Annotated in this window: 12 protein-coding genes; 2 read left to right on the forward strand and 10 right to left on the reverse strand. The window is 67.6% G+C overall.

Annotated elements, in window-relative coordinates; all coding sequences use genetic code 11:
* Positions 1–242: 242 nt before the first annotated feature.
* Positions 243–2,270, forward strand: coding sequence for an Ig-like domain-containing protein (locus ITJ49_RS17870; protein ID WP_194603381.1), 2,028 nt, complete (start codon positions 243–245; stop codon positions 2,268–2,270).
* Between the two features lie 79 nt (positions 2,271–2,349).
* Positions 2,350–3,402, forward strand: coding sequence for a DUF4333 domain-containing protein (locus tag ITJ49_RS07280; RefSeq protein WP_194603384.1), 1,053 nt, complete (start codon positions 2,350–2,352; stop codon positions 3,400–3,402).
* 10 nt (positions 3,403–3,412) lie between these two features.
* Here ITJ49_RS07280 and ITJ49_RS07285 read toward each other — a convergent pair whose 3' ends face one another.
* The 10 genes from ITJ49_RS07285 to ITJ49_RS07330 form a co-directional block, all read right to left on the reverse strand.
* The gene (locus ITJ49_RS07285; RefSeq protein WP_123941925.1) at positions 3,413–4,033 is read right to left on the reverse strand and encodes a thymidine kinase; all 621 of its coding nucleotides are present in this window, start codon (positions 4,031–4,033) and stop codon (positions 3,413–3,415) included.
* A gap of 19 nt (positions 4,034–4,052) precedes the next feature.
* Positions 4,053–4,796, reverse strand: coding sequence for a response regulator (locus ITJ49_RS07290; RefSeq protein WP_194603387.1), 744 nt, complete (start codon positions 4,794–4,796; stop codon positions 4,053–4,055).
* On the reverse strand, positions 4,783–5,928 hold the full coding sequence (locus ITJ49_RS07295; RefSeq protein WP_194603390.1) for a hypothetical protein: 1,146 nt from the start codon (positions 5,926–5,928) through the stop codon (positions 4,783–4,785). Before ITJ49_RS07295 ends, ITJ49_RS07290 begins: the two co-directional genes overlap by 14 nt.
* Positions 5,925–7,193: a sensor histidine kinase gene (locus ITJ49_RS07300; RefSeq protein ID WP_194603393.1), complete on the reverse strand. Its 1,269-nt coding sequence runs from the start codon at positions 7,191–7,193 to the stop codon at positions 5,925–5,927. Before ITJ49_RS07300 ends, ITJ49_RS07295 begins: the two co-directional genes overlap by 4 nt.
* Positions 7,194–7,449: 256 nt before the next feature.
* Positions 7,450–8,931: a malate:quinone oxidoreductase gene (locus tag ITJ49_RS07305; RefSeq protein WP_194603396.1), complete on the reverse strand. Its 1,482-nt coding sequence runs from the start codon at positions 8,929–8,931 to the stop codon at positions 7,450–7,452.
* 10 nt (positions 8,932–8,941) lie between these two features.
* Entirely contained in the window at positions 8,942–10,000 is a 1,059-nt protein-coding gene (locus ITJ49_RS07310) for an aspartate-semialdehyde dehydrogenase (protein WP_194603400.1), read from the reverse strand.
* A 100-nt stretch (positions 10,001–10,100) separates the two neighbouring features.
* Positions 10,101–11,366 carry an aspartate kinase gene (locus ITJ49_RS07315; RefSeq protein ID WP_055959571.1) on the reverse strand — a complete coding sequence of 422 codons (1,266 nt, stop codon included), beginning with the start codon at positions 11,364–11,366 and terminating at the stop codon, positions 10,101–10,103.
* 166 nt (positions 11,367–11,532) lie between these two features.
* Positions 11,533–12,228 carry a hypothetical protein gene (locus ITJ49_RS07320; RefSeq protein ID WP_194603403.1) on the reverse strand — a complete coding sequence of 232 codons (696 nt, stop codon included), beginning with the start codon at positions 12,226–12,228 and terminating at the stop codon, positions 11,533–11,535.
* Between the two features lie 503 nt (positions 12,229–12,731).
* Positions 12,732–13,331 (reverse strand): recombination mediator RecR, encoded by a 600-nt coding sequence (gene recR, locus ITJ49_RS07325; protein WP_055959575.1) that lies wholly within the window; start codon positions 13,329–13,331, stop codon positions 12,732–12,734.
* A gap of 1 nt (position 13,332) precedes the next feature.
* Positions 13,333–15,870 carry a DNA polymerase III subunit gamma and tau gene (locus ITJ49_RS07330; RefSeq protein WP_194603406.1) on the reverse strand — a complete coding sequence of 846 codons (2,538 nt, stop codon included), beginning with the start codon at positions 15,868–15,870 and terminating at the stop codon, positions 13,333–13,335.
* Between the last annotated feature and the right edge of the window lie 87 nt (positions 15,871–15,957).

Consider the following 15,957-nt stretch of genomic DNA (forward strand, 5'->3'; position numbering starts at 1 on the left):
GCTCCCTTCGGGCGGCGCGGGTCCGAGATGCGAAGGTGGGCTCCCGAATTCGAAGGAGAAACGTGGGGGTGACCCCGTCGGATCCTGATGTTTTGGGTTGCGAAGCGCCGGATCTCCTTCAAATTCGGAGCCACGACACGAGAACTGAGAGCACGTGACCACTACGGGGACTCGTGAGAACGAGCGTTCTCTGTTTTGATCGTTGTGGGGAAAGACCCCGAAGACCACGAGGATCCCCAGTGATGAAACCCCGGCCGGCAGCGCTTCGCGCTGCCCTGACCACCCTGACCGCCGCCGCGATACTCGCGAGCGTGCTAACAACCGGACCCACCGCGGCCACCGCCGCTGAGGCCCCCCAGTCACAGACGGCCGCCGCCGCTCCGGCCACGGCCGACCTCTCCGGCGACATGATCGCCGTGCCGCCCACCGCCTCGATCCCCTCCTCCCGACGAAGCACCGGCGCGACCACGCAGTCTGAGTCGGCGCACTCCGAGTCGGCGCAGTCCCAGTCAGCTCAGGCAGCGTCCACGGTCAGTGTCGAGAAGATCTACGTCAGCCGCGCTGCCGCAACCGCCACAACGGCCGACGACTCCTCAAGCCTCAAGCTCGACGACGCCTCGATCAAGGCCGCCGTCTCGTCGCTCCACGACTACTGGTGGGAGCAGTCGTCGCACACCGTCGACATCCAGCTCGCCGGAATCGAGAACGACTCGCTCGCCCAGAAGACCTGTGACGCCAACACCACCCTCAACGGCGTCTCAGCCAAGGCCTTCGGCGGCTCCTTCGCGAACTTCTCCTGGATCAACACGCACCGCCACCTCCTCGTGCTCAGCCGCGAGGCCTGCGGCACTGTGGCCTTCGGCACCCTGGGCGGCAACGGCGGTCTAATCTTCAGCGGTTACGGCACGGAGCAGTCGCTGGCCGTCCCGATCCTGCTGCACGAGTTCGGCCACAACCTCGGTTTTCAGCACGCCAACGCCGGCTTCTGCCGCAGCGCCAAGGTCTTCGACGGAACCGACAACGACTTCTCCCTCGTACCCGCGAACACGACTACGAGCGTCCAGTGCCCCGTCCGCGAGTACGGCGACTACGCCGACATCATGGGCTATTCCTTGAACGGTGCCAGGCCCGGGCTTTCGAGCCTGCAGCGCTCCCTCGCCGGCTACATCAGCGATGTGACCGACGACAGCGCGGTCGGCACCAGGAGCTTCACCATCAAGCCGCTTTCCGGTAGCGCCTCGGGCCGCTCGCTCCGTATCGTCGACCCGGTCAGCAAGGCCGTCTACTACGTGGAGTACCGCACCAAGACCGGAGCCGACGCGTCGAATGCCGAGTTCGCGGGCTACCGACAGAACTGCGAGTCGATCACGGGCGGGTTCACGCTGTGCGCGCTCGGAAGTAGCGCCACGAGCGGCAGCGTCAGGATCCTGCGCACCCTCCCCAACTCGAACGACTCGCGCACCTACCCCGCCACCGTCGTGCTCGCCGCTGGGCTCGACTCGAAGAACGACCCCACGCGCCGCGACACCCACCTCGACAAGGGCGAGAGCTTCACCGACTACGGCAACGGCTTCTCGCTCAAAGTCACCTCGCTCAACCCGTCGTCCGGGGCGGTCGTGTCGGTCCGTCTCGGGACGGCCCCGACCTTCTCGGCCAAGAAGCCGGCCACCGCGGCGACCACCACGACCCTGAAGGTCAACCGAGCCACGCAGGCCTACGGCTCGTCGACCCGTATCACCGCGACCGCGAGGGTCTCGGATGGCGAGGGCGGCATTCCCAACGGCACGCTGACCCTCAAGCGCGGCGGAACCACCGTCTCGAAGGGCGCTGTGCCGAAGAATGGCGCCGTCGCGTACACGCTGCCGAAGACACTCGCTGCCGGCTCGTACGCGCTCAAGGCAACGTATGCGCCGTCGTCGGAGTCCTTCGCGGCGTCGACATCGTCGACCGTCACGGTGGCAGTGACGAAAGCGAAGTCGACGACGCGCTCCTCGCTGTCGCACGCGAAGATCGCCCGCAGTGGCACGCCCCAGGTGGCCGTCGCCGTCAGCGCCCCGGGCGTCACAGCACCGACGGGAACCGTGACCGTGTCGGCCAACGGCAAGGTCGTCAAGCGCTACTCCCTGACGAGCGCGAAGAAGGGTCGCGTGACGCTGTCGCTGCCCAAGTTCACCACGGCGAAGAAATACTCGATCACGACGAGCTTCAGCGGGTCGACCTCGACGGCGTCGAGCAAGGCCTCGGCCGGCACCCTGACCGTCACGAAGTAGCCGCGTGACCCGCTTGGGGGCTCCCCCGGCTGTGACGCCCTGCCTAGGCTGTGATCGCGACTTATCAGGGGAGAATCGCGTGACCGACACCACCACCAGGGCGCCCGTTTCGGGCTGGTACGTCGACCCCTCGGGCCGGGCGCCGTACCGCTGGTGGAGCGGTGAGAACTGGACGACCGAGACGCTCGAAAGCCTCCCCTCCGAGGCGTTCGTCGACTGCAGCGAGGCCGCGCTTCCGACCCGGCGCAGCCTCCGCGAGGCACGTCCGGTCGGAGGGGGCCCTGCATCCGGCGTGACAGCGACCTCCCCAACCGCGACCCCCTGCCCACCGGCGAGTGATCGCACGCAGTCCACGTATGTGCCGGTAAATCCTCTGGCGCACGAGAACGCCCACCACGGCTCTGCCTCGCCGGCGACTGCCCGCTGGTCGACGCCCGCAGCCTGGATCGCCAACGCCCCGCAGCAGCCCGATCACGCCGTGTACGGCACCGGGGTGCCCTTCGCCCGTCAGCAGCGGCGAGTGCCGCTCGTGCGGGCGATCAACCGCCCTGCGCGAAACGGGTTCGCGCTTGGAATCCTCAGCACCCTCATTCTGATCGGCGTGGTCGGCGTCACGGTCGTGACCGGCCGGCTCTACACCGTCTGGTCGCTCTGGACCGTCGTCGGCCTCATCTGCAGCATCGTCGGCATCGTCCGCGCGAACGGGTGGGAGGCCCGAGGGCTGGTGCCGATCGGACGTGCGCGCGCCGTCGCGGGGCTCGTGCTCTGTGCGGTGTCCCTGCTCGGCCAGACGACGGAGACGGCGCTGGCCGTGGCCGGCAGTTACGGGCCCGTGGCGGTGAGCCCCGCGGGGGCTGCCGGATCCTCGGCCCCTGGCCAGGCGCCCGTGATCGGAATCCCGCAGCCCGACGGAGCACTCGTGTACTCGCGGGCGCAGGCCCAGTCGTCGATCGCCGCCGCCTACACGTCGGCCCTGAAGTCAGAACCGGCCCGGGTGGCGTGCCCCGCCTCCGAGGCCCTCGCGGTGAGCGTGTCGTTCAGCTGCCGAGTGGTCGTCGCGGGTGGGACTGCGACGACGGCGCACGTGACGATCGTGGACTCCGCCGGGCACGCCGAGATCCAGGTCAGCTAGGCGGTGCCATCTAGGCCAGCGCGCCGCCCGACTCGTCGAGGTAGCAGGCCCCGCACAGCGCCTCGTAGGTGACCTTCTCGCCGTCGATAGCGACCTGCTCGCCGTCGAACACGTAGCGGCCGTCGAACAGGCGCGCGTTGAAGATCGCCTTGCGGCCGCACCGGCAGATCGTCTTCAGCTCTTCGAGCGAGTGGGCCACCTCGAACAGCCGCGCAGCCCCCTCGAACGCGTGCGTGCGGAAGTCGGTGCGGATGCCGTAGGCCAGTACGGGAATGTCGTCGCGGACGGCGATCCGCAGCAGGGCGTCGACCTGGGGCGCCGAGAGGAATTGAGCCTCGTCGACGAGGAGGCAGGCGACGTCGCGGCTGGATCCTTCGGTGTCGGTCTCGGCGACCACGGCCCGACGGGCGGCCGCGAACGTCTCGGCGAGGTCGTCGCCCGGGCGCACCAGGAAGTCGGTCGTGCGAGTCACGCCGAGCCGGGAGACGATCTGGTCGTCGCCCTTGGTGTCGGTGTCGGGCTTCGCGAGGAGCACCCGCTGGTGGCGCTCTTCGTAGTTGTAGGCGGCCTGGAGCAGCGACGTGCTCTTGCCGGAGTTCATCGCGCCGTACCGGAAGTAGAGTTTCGCCACCCCGAGAGGTTACAGCGCCCTACTGCAGGTAGCCGTCTTCGGCCGCGCGACGAATGAGCTCGGCCTTCTTCGAGGCCGGACGGTTCGCTTTGGCGTACTTCTCGCGCACGCGACGCAGGTACGTCTTCGCGGTCTCGTACTGCACGTTCATCTGCTGCGCGACCTCGTTGGTCGAGAAGCCCGATACATAGAGACGGAAGGCCTCAGCCTCGCCCGCGCTGAGCTTGGGGCGGCTCTGGTTGGCCGCACCGACGGGCAGCGGGCGCCAGTCGCGCTGGGGAGCGCTGTCGCGGGCCACACCCATCACCTGGCGAGCGGCATCCATCACCTCGCGCATGGGCAGGGCCTTCGAGAGGAAGGCGGAGGCGCCGGCGTCGAGTGCCCTCTCGCGCGACTCTCGCGTGTCGAGGCTCGAGAGCACGACGACCTTGGCACCGGCGGCGCGGCAGGTGCGGACACGCGCCTCGATCGACACCGGCTCTTTGAGCTGGAAGTCGAGGAACACCAGGTCGGTCGGGAAGTTATCGCTGTGCACCAGCTGCAGCCAGGTATGAGCGGTGAGCACGAGGTCGAAGTCGTAAGCGTTTACGTTGATCCAGCTCGACAGACTGTCGAGGAGGACTTCGTGGTCGTCGAGGATCGCCAGACGGACGCGACGCTGAGACGGCGCATCGGGCGTGAGGGAGTTCCAGGAAGCGACCGGAGCGGGCCGCGCCGAAGCCGACCGGAGAGTGTTGCTACCGTTCGAATCAGTGCTGGTCATAAGAAAACCTTAGTGTCAGGAGGGATCCGTTCACGTCGACATGGAGGTCGGCGAAAAGGATGCGGAGGACGGCGAAATAGGGGGCGTAGCGCTGCCGGATGGCAACGTCGGGCGAAGTGCTCTCGATGCGGAGAAGTGCCCGGACAACCGGGTCGTCGTCGTGAAGCACGACGCTCAGACTGGAGGTGCGGGTGGTGGCGTCGACGGCGAGCGCACTCACGATCGCACGGATCGCCGTGCGCTGATCGCCGGTCATGTGGACTGCCAGCTGCGACCGGTCGAGCACTGTGCCCACCTCGCCCTGCGGGCTGCCGTCGAGCATGGCCTGCTCGAGCCAGGAGCGGTCGGCGTCGTCGACGATGCGACGCCGAATCACGGTGGCGACCTCGCCCGCGCGACGGCTGTCGTCGGCGGTGATCTCTCCGCTTTCGACGAGCTGCGAGAAGAACGGCACGACGTCGCGGTTCAGTCCTGTCACGCGATCCTGCTGCACCGAGCGGGCGATACCCGGGCGGAGCGACGAAGCATCCTCGTCGTTCAGCGTGCTGGCACGGGCCATCCACGCCCGCACCTGGAATACGAACGACGACGAGTAGGCCGCCGCCCCCACTCCCAGCGCCGAGAGCGGTGTGACCCCGATGGCGAGGTAGGCCAGCAGGGGCGCAGGAGTCTCGAAGTACGGAACCTCGAATGCGACGACCACGGCAGCGACCAAGGATCCGACACTGGTCGCCACGACGAGGTCGCGCGCCGGTCGATAGGGCGCGCACGAGAGCAACAAGAGCCCGACGGCCGTCGGCCCCCAGTCGTCGCGGATCAACCCGTCAGAACCCGCTGACGCGAGCGCTTCGGCGACCATCGCACCGATGGCGAGAACGACGAGCGCGATGAAATGCGACCGCCGCAGCGGGGCGCGCATGCTGCTCGAGGCGACTGCGACGATGACGATCGCCCCGGCGAGGAACACGAGTGCGAGCACGGTGAGAGCGTGGTCGACGTTCGCATCACTCAGGAACAGCGTTCGCCACAGGGCGAGGGCGCCGACGAAGAACGCGAGACCGAGCGGAATGGGTCGTAGCTTCAGCGCGCCGAGCGGATCGATCTGCTGGGCGGTGTCTTCTCGGGCGCTCACGCGGCGTCTTCCGCGTCGGTCTGCTGTGTGTCAGCCGGCTGCGCGTCGGCCTGCTGCGTGTCGGCCGGCTGCGCGTCGGCCTGCTGCGCGTCGGCTGGCAGTCCGATCATGACCGAGGTGCCGCTGCCGGGTGACGACCAGATCTGCACGGTGCCGCCGACGCGCTCGATGCGGGCCCTGACGGAGTTGCGCACGCCGAGACGGTCTCGCGGGGTCTCGCTCTCGGTGAAGCCCACGCCGTTATCGATCACCATGATCGACACGTCGGGGCCGGCGCCGAGAATCACGAGCTCCGCCTCGGTCGTGCCGGAGTGCCGGAGTACATTCGCGAAGCACTGGGTCACGGCCAGGGCGAGCGCCTTCGCCCGCTCGGCGGTGAGCCTCGTCAGAGCGGCGACGTCGCCCGTCACCGTCACGTCGAGGCCCTGGTCTTCGGCTCGGATGACGGCCATCCCCAGCGGTGAGGTCTCCCACTCGTCGAACGCGCTGTCTCTGGAGTCAGCCTGCTCCAGCCACTCCTGCCCGATGAGCACCTGCAGGTCGCGCTCCATCGCCCCGCGGAGCTCAGGGTCGAGTCGCCCGGGCTCGCTCAGCGACAGCGCCGCGAGATGGCTGAGGACGGTGTCGTGAACGAGCGCGGAGGCCTGCTGCTCGATCTCGAACCGCATGACCGAAACCTGCTCTTCTCGGGCGGCCCGGTGGAGGTTCGGCTGCAGGCGCGAGGCCCGTTCGCGAGCGACCAAGGATCCGCCCATCGTGGCAACGATCAAGAGGAAGCACAGCAGCGCCGCCACATCGACCCGGTGAGCAGACCCCGTCTGGAACGACGCGACCTGCGTCGCCACCTCCCCGAGCACGAGACCGACCGTGGCCCAGAGCGGGCCGCGGCGAGCGGAGAGCCCCGATCCCCCGACCAGAATGAGCGCGAGCTTGGGGAGCGAGACCGTGAACGCGTCGGAAGAGTCGACGCTGGCGATCTGCGAGAGGACGGTGATGGCGTACACGTACACAGAGGCACCGCCGACGACGAGGTACGCCACGATCGTCAGGGTCGACCGGACCCGCTCGACCAGAACGAGCAGCAGGAGCATCGGCACCAGCGCAATCAGAGCGGGCCAGAGGATCAGGGCCGGACGCGCGAACTGGAGCGTGATGAGCAGGACCGTGGCAGCTACGAGAAGGACCGTGGCGATCGCGTGACAGGCTCGTGCGATGGCTCGTGCCGAGCTTTGAGGAGCGAGGTGGGTCGGGAGGCCGAGCAGCACGCATCCTCCTTCTCTCAAGGCATCGCAGCCGCCGAGGGGTGCCGGGGGCTACTCGAAGTATGGCAAACCCGGCGCCTCTCTGTGTACCCCGGTTTCAGGGGACAGAGGCGAAAGTGATTGTCGCCTGCCCGGGATTTGTGCCCCGAACGCGGTCCAGGGGTGCCCGCACGGGCGCGCGAGCTTCACGAAGCCAAACATGCCGGAGACCGAGGCCCTCGTTCACGTCAAAGAGACCCCGGCGTCGGGGTGATCGGGCTCAGGCGTGGATCCTGAGGGTTTCCGCCGTGGCCTGCATGGTCGCCGCCGCCTTCTGCTCGTCGACTGCAAGCAGCTCGCCGACTGTCGGGATCATCCGCTTGAGCTTGGGAGCCCACTCGTTTTTCTTCGACGGAAAGCAGCGCTCGAGCACGTCGAGCATGATCGGCACGGCGGTAGAGGCACCCGGCGACGCACCGAGGAGGCCTGCGATCGACCCGTCGGCCGCCGCGACGACTTCGGTTCCGAACTGCAGCACCCCGCCCTTCTTGGCGTCTTTCTTGATGACCTGGACGCGCTGACCGGCGGTGATGCGGTACCAGTCTTTCGGGTCGGCGTTCGGCATGAACTCGAGAAGGGCCTCGAACTTGGTTCGCTTGGAGGCGGCGAGCTGGCTCACGAGGTACTTGATGAGGTCGAGGTTCGCCAGCCCGACCCGGATCATCGGGTAAAGGTTGTGCAGACGGATCGACTTGAACAGGTCGAGATAAGAGCCGCTCTTGAGGAACTTCGGGCTGAACCCCGCGTAGGGCCCGAACATGAGGCTCGCCTCGCCGTCGACGACTCGGGTGTCGAGGTGGGGCACCGACATGGGCGGGGCGCCGACCGACGCCTTGCCGTACACCTTCGCCTGATGGGTGGCCACGACCTCGGGGTTGTCGGTGCGAAGGAACTCGCCCGACACCGGAAAACCGCCGAACCCTCTAATCTCGCGGATGCCCGACTTCTGCAGGAGCCCGAGAGCGCCGCCGCCGGCACCCACGAACACGAATCGCGCACGAACCTCGATGGGCTCGTTCGTCGCACCGCGGTTGAGGGCGATGGTCCAGGTGCTGTCGCGATTCTTGGTCAGGTTCGTGACCCGGTGCCCGAGCGACAGCCCGGCGCCGTTGCTCGTGAGGTAGTCGAGCAGCTCACGCGTGAGCGAGCCGAAGTCGACGTCGGTGCCCGCGAGAATGTGGGTCGCGGCGATCGGCTGCCCGGCGGCGCGGCCGGGAATGAGCGACGGGGCCCACTTGGCGATCGTTTTCGGGTCGTCGCTGAACTCCATGCCTTTGAAGAGCGGGTGTCCGTCGAGAGCCTCATGCCGTTTGCGGAGGTACTCGACGTTGGCTGCGCCCCAGACGAAGCTCATGTGCGGTGTCTCGTTGATGAAATGATCGGGCTCGGGCAGCGCGCCCTCGCCGATCAGGAACGACCAGAACTGGCGCGAGACCTGAAATTGCTCGTTGACCTTGACGGCACTCGAGATCTCGATCGAGCCGTCAGCCTTCTGCGGGGTGTAGTTCAACTCGCACAGGGCGGAGTGGCCGGTGCCCGCGTTGTTCCACGGGTTGCTGCTCTCCTGCGCGACGTCGTTCAGCGCCTCGTAGATCTCGATCGACCAGTCGGGCTGGAGCTGCTTCAGCAGCGCCCCCAGGGTCGCAGACATGATTCCGCCGCCGATGAGGGCGACGTCGATGGGCTCCGTTGCAACAGTCACGACGCCGATTCTAAGCCGTCGCGCTCGCACGCCTCTCAGCCACGATCTCGGCGATCTGCACGGCGTTCAACGCGGCCCCCTTGCGCAGGTTGTCGTTCGAGATGAACAGGGCCAGGCCGCGGTTGCCCGGCGCCCCCTCGTCGTGGCGGATGCGCCCGACGAAACTCGGATCTTGCCCGGCAGCCTGCAGCGGCGTCGGCACATCGGTGAGAACGACACCCGGCGCGGACGAGAGGATCTCGGTGGCCCGCTCAGGCGTGATGTCGCGAGCGAACTCGACGTTGATCGACAGCGAGTGGCCGGTGAAGACGGGAACGCGCACGCAGGTTCCGCTGACACGCAGGTCGGGAAGCTCGAGGATCTTGCGGCTCTCGTTGCGGAGCTTCTTCTCCTCGTCGGTCTCGTTCAGGCCGTCGTCGACGAGGTTGCCGGCGAACGGGATCACGTCGAACGCGATCGGTGCGACGTACTTGACCGGCTCGGGGAAGTTCACCGCGGAGCCGTCTTGCACGAGGCCGATCGTGTCTTGCGCCACAGCCGCGGTCACCTGTGACAGTAGCTCTTCGGCCCCGGCGAGCCCCGACCCGGAGACCGCCTGATAGGTGCTGACGGTCAGGCGTTCGAGGCCTGCTTCGGCGTCGAGCACCTTGAGCACCGGCATGGCCGCCATGGTCGTGCAGTTCGGGTTGGCGACGATGCCCTTGACGGCCTCGTCGATCGCGTGCGGGTTGACCTCGCTCACGACCAGGGGAACATCAGGATCCATGCGCCACGCACTCGAATTGTCGATTACGAGCACTCCGGCGTCGGCGAACCGCGGCCCGTGCTTCTTCGACCCCGTCGCACCGGCCGAGAACAGAGCAATGTCGAGGCCCGACGGATCGGCCGACTCGATGTCTTCGACGACGACCTCTTCGCCGCGGAACGGCAACGTCGTGCCGGCCGAGCGCGACGTCGCGAAGAAACGGATCTCGGCGATCGGGAACTCGCGCTCCTCGAGCAGGCGGCGCATCACGGCGCCCACTTGGCCGGTTGCGCCGACAACGCCTACGCGGAGTCCTACAGCCATGGTTCGTCTCTTTCGTGTCGTGTCGCGGGGTGTTGGGGGTGTCGTGGGGCGAGGTGTCTGCTCGCAGAACCCCGTGGGATCCTTGTTTCTTTCCGGCGCGTCAGCGGCCGGTGCCGCCGTGCACGACCGCTATCTCGTCGCTGTCGAGGCCGAAAGCGGCATGGACCACTCGGAGGGCGTCGTTGAGGGTGTCGGCCCGCGTGACCACCGAGATGCGGATCTCGCTGGTCGAGATCATCTCGATGTTGATGCCCGACTCGTAGAGAGCGGTGAAGAGCTTTGCGCTGACCCCGGCGTTGGTGCGCATGCCTGCTCCGACCAGGGCGAGCTTGCCGATCTGGTCGTCGTACAGGAGGCTCTGGAACTGGATCGCCTCGCGCTCGGATTCGAGAGCCTGCATGACGGTCGTTCCGTCTGACTTCGGCAGGGTGAACGAGATGTCGGTGAGGCTCGTCGCTGCAGCGGAGACGTTCTGCACGATCATGTCGATGTTCGCGCCAGTCTTGGCGACGGTGCGGAAGATCTCGGCCGCCTTACCGGGCTTGTCGGGCACGCCGACGACCGTGATTTTGCCCTCGCTGAGGTCTCCGGCCACACCGGCGATGATCGGCTCTTCCACGTTCTCTCCCTCTTTCGGGTTGACGACAAGTGTGCCCTCGTTGTTGTTGAACGACGAGCGGACGTGCAGGGTGACGCCGTGGCGCCGGGCGTACTCGACCGCGCGGATGTAGAGGACCTTCGACCCGGCAGCCGCCAGCTCGAGCATCTCTTCGCTGGTGATCCGGTCGAGTTTGCGGGCCTTCGGCACGACGCGGGGGTCGGCGGTGAAGATTCCGTCGACGTCGGTGTAGATCTCGCAGACGTCGGCGTCGAGGGCTGCCGCGAGCGCGACGGCCGTGGTGTCGGATCCGCCGCGACCGAGAGTCGTGATGTCGCCCGTCGTCCGGTTGAAGCCCTGGAAGCCGGCGACGATGGCGATCGCACCCTGGTCGAGCGCCTCGCGGATGCGGCCGGGCGTGACGTCGACGATGCGGGCCTTGCCGTGCTGGGCGTCGGTAATCATTCCGGCCTGGCTGCCCGTGTAGGAGCGGGCCTCGACACCCAGACCGCGGATCGCCATGGCGAGCAGGGCCATGCTGATGCGCTCCCCCGCGGTCAGGAGCATGTCGAGCTCGCGGCCGGCCGGGATCGGGGTGACCTCGTTGGCTAGATCGAGCAACTCGTCGGTGGTGTCGCCCATTGCGCTCACCGCGACGACGACCTCGTTGCCCGCCTTGCGCGTCTCGACGATGCGCTTCGCGACCCGCTTGATGCTCTCGGCGTCGGCAACGGACGATCCGCCGAATTTCTGCACGATCAAGCTCACGGAAGGGCTCCTGGGGGGTCGGGGGTACTGGCCTTGAAATTGTATGGGACGTTTCGTCGGCGTTACGGCGCTGTGGCCGGTGGCTGCTGAGGGTCCGGCAGTGACCTCGCCCGTATCGGCCGATCTGACCTGGCTCGCCGCGTCGGTTTGGCCGAAACGCGTCACATCACCTTTCCTTCCGCACGCCTGCGGCCGCGAGCAACGCGTCGAGGCGTTCAGCACGGGTGACGTCACTCCACATCCAGCGCACGACGGTACGAACCTCGGGGAGCGCCCGGAGTCGATCTTCTCGCCGCTTTTCAGCAACGACAGCGTCGGCAGGGGCCGCCCCTCTGAGGTAGTTCCCCTGTGAGTATTTGACATAGCCGTCGAATTCGCCGATCACACCGAATTGCGGCCACCAAAAATCGGCGTACCCGATCAGGCCCCACTTATCGACGAAAGGCTGCTGCAGCACAGGTGGCGGCCATTCACGCTCGCTGAGAACCACTCGGCTCAGCGATTCTCCTGGCGACCCCGACCGCCCATCCACGAACGACCGCACAGTTTTGAATCGGCGGTGGGCTCGAATCGTGCCTCGTCGACGAGATGCCTCATCGAGCTGATCGAGAGTCAGAACGGTTTTATCGGCTTCATCGCTGCCGGGAACCACAGGACCGTGCTCCTGAGGGTCGCGGAGAGCGCTGTCGAGTGAGACGACGGCTTCTGCAAACGGAAGGGTCGTGGCCAAGTCGAGCGCCGTTCGACCGGGCTCCGTCACGCGGTATCCGTAGCGCCATTCCGTGTCGGTCGATGCCAAAGGAGACGCGTGCACCAACCGCGTCGCCCCTTTGCGAGATCGAGCTACGACGGGATCGGTCACCGCCGGCCTATCGGGCCACGGCTGGAGTGACGCCCAACCATGAAAGGCCGCGGCCGTGAGATGTGAGAAGGCGCTGCTGTCGCTCACTCTTGGCCGGATGGCCTCGGCTCGGAGCAGATGCTGGACTCTGAGGTCGAGGCCGGACCAGGTGCTTGAGGGAAGAAAAACCCCCGGCACGATCCGCGTGAGCTCGCCCCGATCGGCCGCGCGACGGAGCAAGTGGTCGTCGTGACCGGCCCGCAGAAGGTCAGACGTTCGAATAAGGCGGGAGACGGCAGGCGAAAATGTCATACATCAACGATGACGGAGTGAGCATGCGCGTGGTGGGCCTGCAAGCAAGTTGTGGATAACTCGATGTGACGGTTGACGCTACGCAAACCGACGCGAATCGGCCATGCAGACGCAGCGCGCCGCGTCGGTTTGGCCGATTCGCGTCAGGTTGCAGCGCCCCAAGCCCCGAGCCCTGAGCCCCGAGCCCTTAGCAAGCCCGCCCGCGCGCACAGCTAGTCGCTGACGACCCGCCGCCCCTCGAACGCACGCCCGAGCGTGACCTCGTCGGCGTATTCGAGGTCGCCGCCGACGGGCAGCCCCGACGCGAGCCGGGTGACGCGCAGCCCGAACGGCGAGAGCATCCGCGACAGGTAGGTGGCTGTGGCCTCGCCCTCGAGGTTGGGGTCGGTCGCGATGATGACCTCGGTGACGGTGTCATCGGCGAGGCGCTGCACGAGCTGGCGGATGCGCAGGTCGTCGGGACCGATGCCGTCGATGGGGCTGATCGCGCCGCCGAGCACGTGGTACAGGCCGCGGAACTCACGGGTGCGTTCGATCGCCTGCACGTCTTTCGCCTCTTCGACGACGCAGATGGTCGCGGGTGACCGACGAGGGTCGCGGCAGATCGAGCACCGCTCTTCTTCGGTCACGTTGCCGCAGATCTCGCAGAACCGCACCTTGGTCTTGACGTCGACGAGCAGTTCGGCGAGTCGCGTCGTGTCGAAAGTTTCGGTCTGCAAGATGTGGAAGGCGATGCGCTGAGCCGACTTCGGCCCGATACCGGGAAGGCGCCCGAACTCGTCAATCAGGTCTTGGACGATGCCTTCGTACACGTCAGTTGCTCTCGTTCGGTGGTGCGGACAGCGGGCTCACGCGCGGCGCAATCGTCTCTTCCTGGATGAACTGCGCCCCGAGGATCTCCCGCACGACCGCCTCGCCGTAGCGCGACGTCTGAGGAATGGTGCGTCCGGCGCTTCTCGGTGCCGTGGCCGGAGGCAAAACCGAAGGATCCGGCTGCCGCCCCGCCGGGTCAGGCTGCAACTGGTACGCCCCGCCCTCGATCGGCGGTGTCGCGCCTAACGGGGGCACTCCTCCGGCCGGCTCCTCCGTGATTGTTTCTGGAAGGTCGGGCTCGGGAATGTCGCCGATGGGCTCGTCGGGCTCGGGTGGAGCGGACTGCGGGATGGCAGCGACATCCCAGCCCGTAGTGGGTGTAGACGCGGTGGGCGGTGGCGACACGGACGTCGAAGGGCTGGGCGCCGGTGCCGATGCCCGTGGTGCGGACTGGGCCGGAGCCTGAGCCGACGCCGAGGGAGCCGACGCCGATGGGGCCGTAGCCGGTGCCGGAGCCGATGCGGGCGAGTCACTGGCGAGGGCCGACTCGACGGGCGCCGGCGTAGCCGCCGGGGCTGGCGGCTGGGCCGGTGTCGTCGCTTGAAAGGCGCCGCCCGCCTCGTCGACGCGGGCGATGTACTTGACACGGATGCCGAGGACCTGCTGGATGGCACGTCGGAGGAATTCGCTGACTCCCTCACCGGCACCGACGGGTCGCTTGAACAGCTCGACGTCGTTGTGACTCGGGAACAGGAGAGTCAAAACGTCGCCGGTGAAGTCGCGGACGGTGGCAGTCATGACGACCATCCAGGCGGACAGCTTGTCGCGCTCGACGATCTCGAGGATCTCGGGCCAGCTGTCGCGGAGCTGCTGCAGGCTGACGGTGCCCCCGGCGACACCGGCGCCGGGCTTCTCGACCGCGTTCTCGACCTCGGGCGTCTGCGCCCAGGCTGCGGAGTGCGGCGAGCCAGGCAGCGACGGTTCGGCGGGATCCGGCTGAGCGGCGGACGACGGAGACGACGACGACGCGGGCGACGAATCGGCGACGGCAGGCACGGCAGCAGGAGAAGAGGCGGCAGGCACGTCGGAAGGAGCAGAAGAGCCACTGGAGACGGCAGGCGCAGCAGCTGGCGCGACCTGGGCCCAGGCGTCGGCGGCGGCCGCTGGAGAGGACGAAGTAGGAGCCGACGAGGCAGGCGTCGACGAAGTCGGTGCTGCCGAAGCAGGCGCCGACGACGATGCGGTAGCACCGGGAGAGGCAGAACCGGCAGCCGGAGAAGCAGCACGAGCGGCAGGAGCCGAAGCAGCAGGGGCAGCACTAGCAGGGCCGCCTCCAGCAGAAGCCCCGGCAGAGCCGGCAGGAGCGGAGGAATCAGACACCCCGACCCGGCGCTCGAGCCGCTCGACCCGCGCGAGGGCGCCGCGGCCGGACTCGTCGCTCTCGGGCACGAGGATGCGCGCGACCATGAGCTCGAGGTGCAGTCGCGGCGAGGTCGCGCCGGTCATGTCGGTGAGTGCCCGGTTGACCACGTCGGCCGAGCGAGAGAGCTCGGCCTGGCCGAACGAGTGGGCCTGGCGGCCGAGGTGATCGAGCTCGTCGGCGGTGATGCCGCGCAGCACGGCGGAGGCGCCCTCGTTGGTGGCGCCGACGACGATGAGGTCGCGCAGGCGCTCGAGGAGGTCTTCGACGAACCGGCGCGGATCTTGACCGGTTTGGACGACTCGATCGATGGCGGCGAAGGTCGCGGCACCGTCGCGGGCACCGAGAGCATCGATCACGCCGTCGAGGAGTGACGCGTGCGTGTAGCCGAGCAGCGCGACGGCCCGCTCGTATTCGATCGATCCTGCCTCGGACCCGGCCATGAGCTGGTCGAGCAGCGAGAGCGTGTCGCGCACAGACCCGCCACCGGCGCGGACGACGAGCGGCAGCACGCCGGGTGCGGCCACGACACCCTCGGTCTCGGAGAGCAACCCGATGTAGTCGAGCATCTGCGCGGGCGGAACAAGCCGGAAGGGGTAGTGGTGGGTGCGCGACCGGATCGTGCCGATGACCTTCTCGGGCTCGGTGGTCGCGAAGATGAACTTCACGTGCTCGGGCGGCTCTTCGATGATCTTGAGCAGGGCGTTGAAGCCCTGGTTCGTGACCATGTGGGCCTCGTCGAGGATGAAGATCTTGTAGCGGTCGCGAGCCGGCGCGAAGATCGCCCGGTCGCGAAGGTCGCGGCTGTCTTCGACACCACCGTGGCTCGCGGCGTCGATCTCGATGACGTCGAGCGAGCCGCTGCCGTCGCGAGCGAGCTCGACACAGCTGGGGCAGACGCCACAGGGCGTGTCGGTGGGGCCCTCGGCGCAGTTGAGACAGCGAGCAAGGATCCGCGCCGACGTCGTCTTACCGCAGCCCCGTGGGCCGCTGAAGAGATAGGCGTGGTTGACGCGGTTGGTGCGCAACGCTGTGCGGAGCGGATCGGTCACCTGAGTCTGACCGATGAGTTCGGCAAAAGTCTCGGGCCGGTAGCGGCGATATAGAGCGGTGACCACGGAGAAAGACTAGCCGTCGCCACCGACACTCGGAGCCCCGGGGAACACGGACGGAGCGGCCCTCCCCCACCCGAAGGGGGAAGGCCG

Source organism: Frondihabitans sp. VKM Ac-2883, assembly GCF_015350875.1.
Taxonomy (GTDB): domain Bacteria; phylum Actinomycetota; class Actinomycetes; order Actinomycetales; family Microbacteriaceae; genus Frondihabitans.

What these genes read in the sequence shown, in the direction of transcription:
- ITJ49_RS17870 (WP_194603381.1), top strand. Translation starts at nt 243, where the DNA reads ATGAAACCCCGGCCGGCAGCGCTTCGCGCTGCCCTGACCACCCTGACC.
- ITJ49_RS07290 (WP_194603387.1), bottom strand. Translation starts at nt 4,796, where the DNA reads ATGACCAGCACTGATTCGAACGGTAGCAACACTCTCCGGTCGGCTTCG.
- ITJ49_RS07310 (WP_194603400.1), bottom strand. Translation starts at nt 10,000, where the DNA reads ATGGCTGTAGGACTCCGCGTAGGCGTTGTCGGCGCAACCGGCCAAGTG.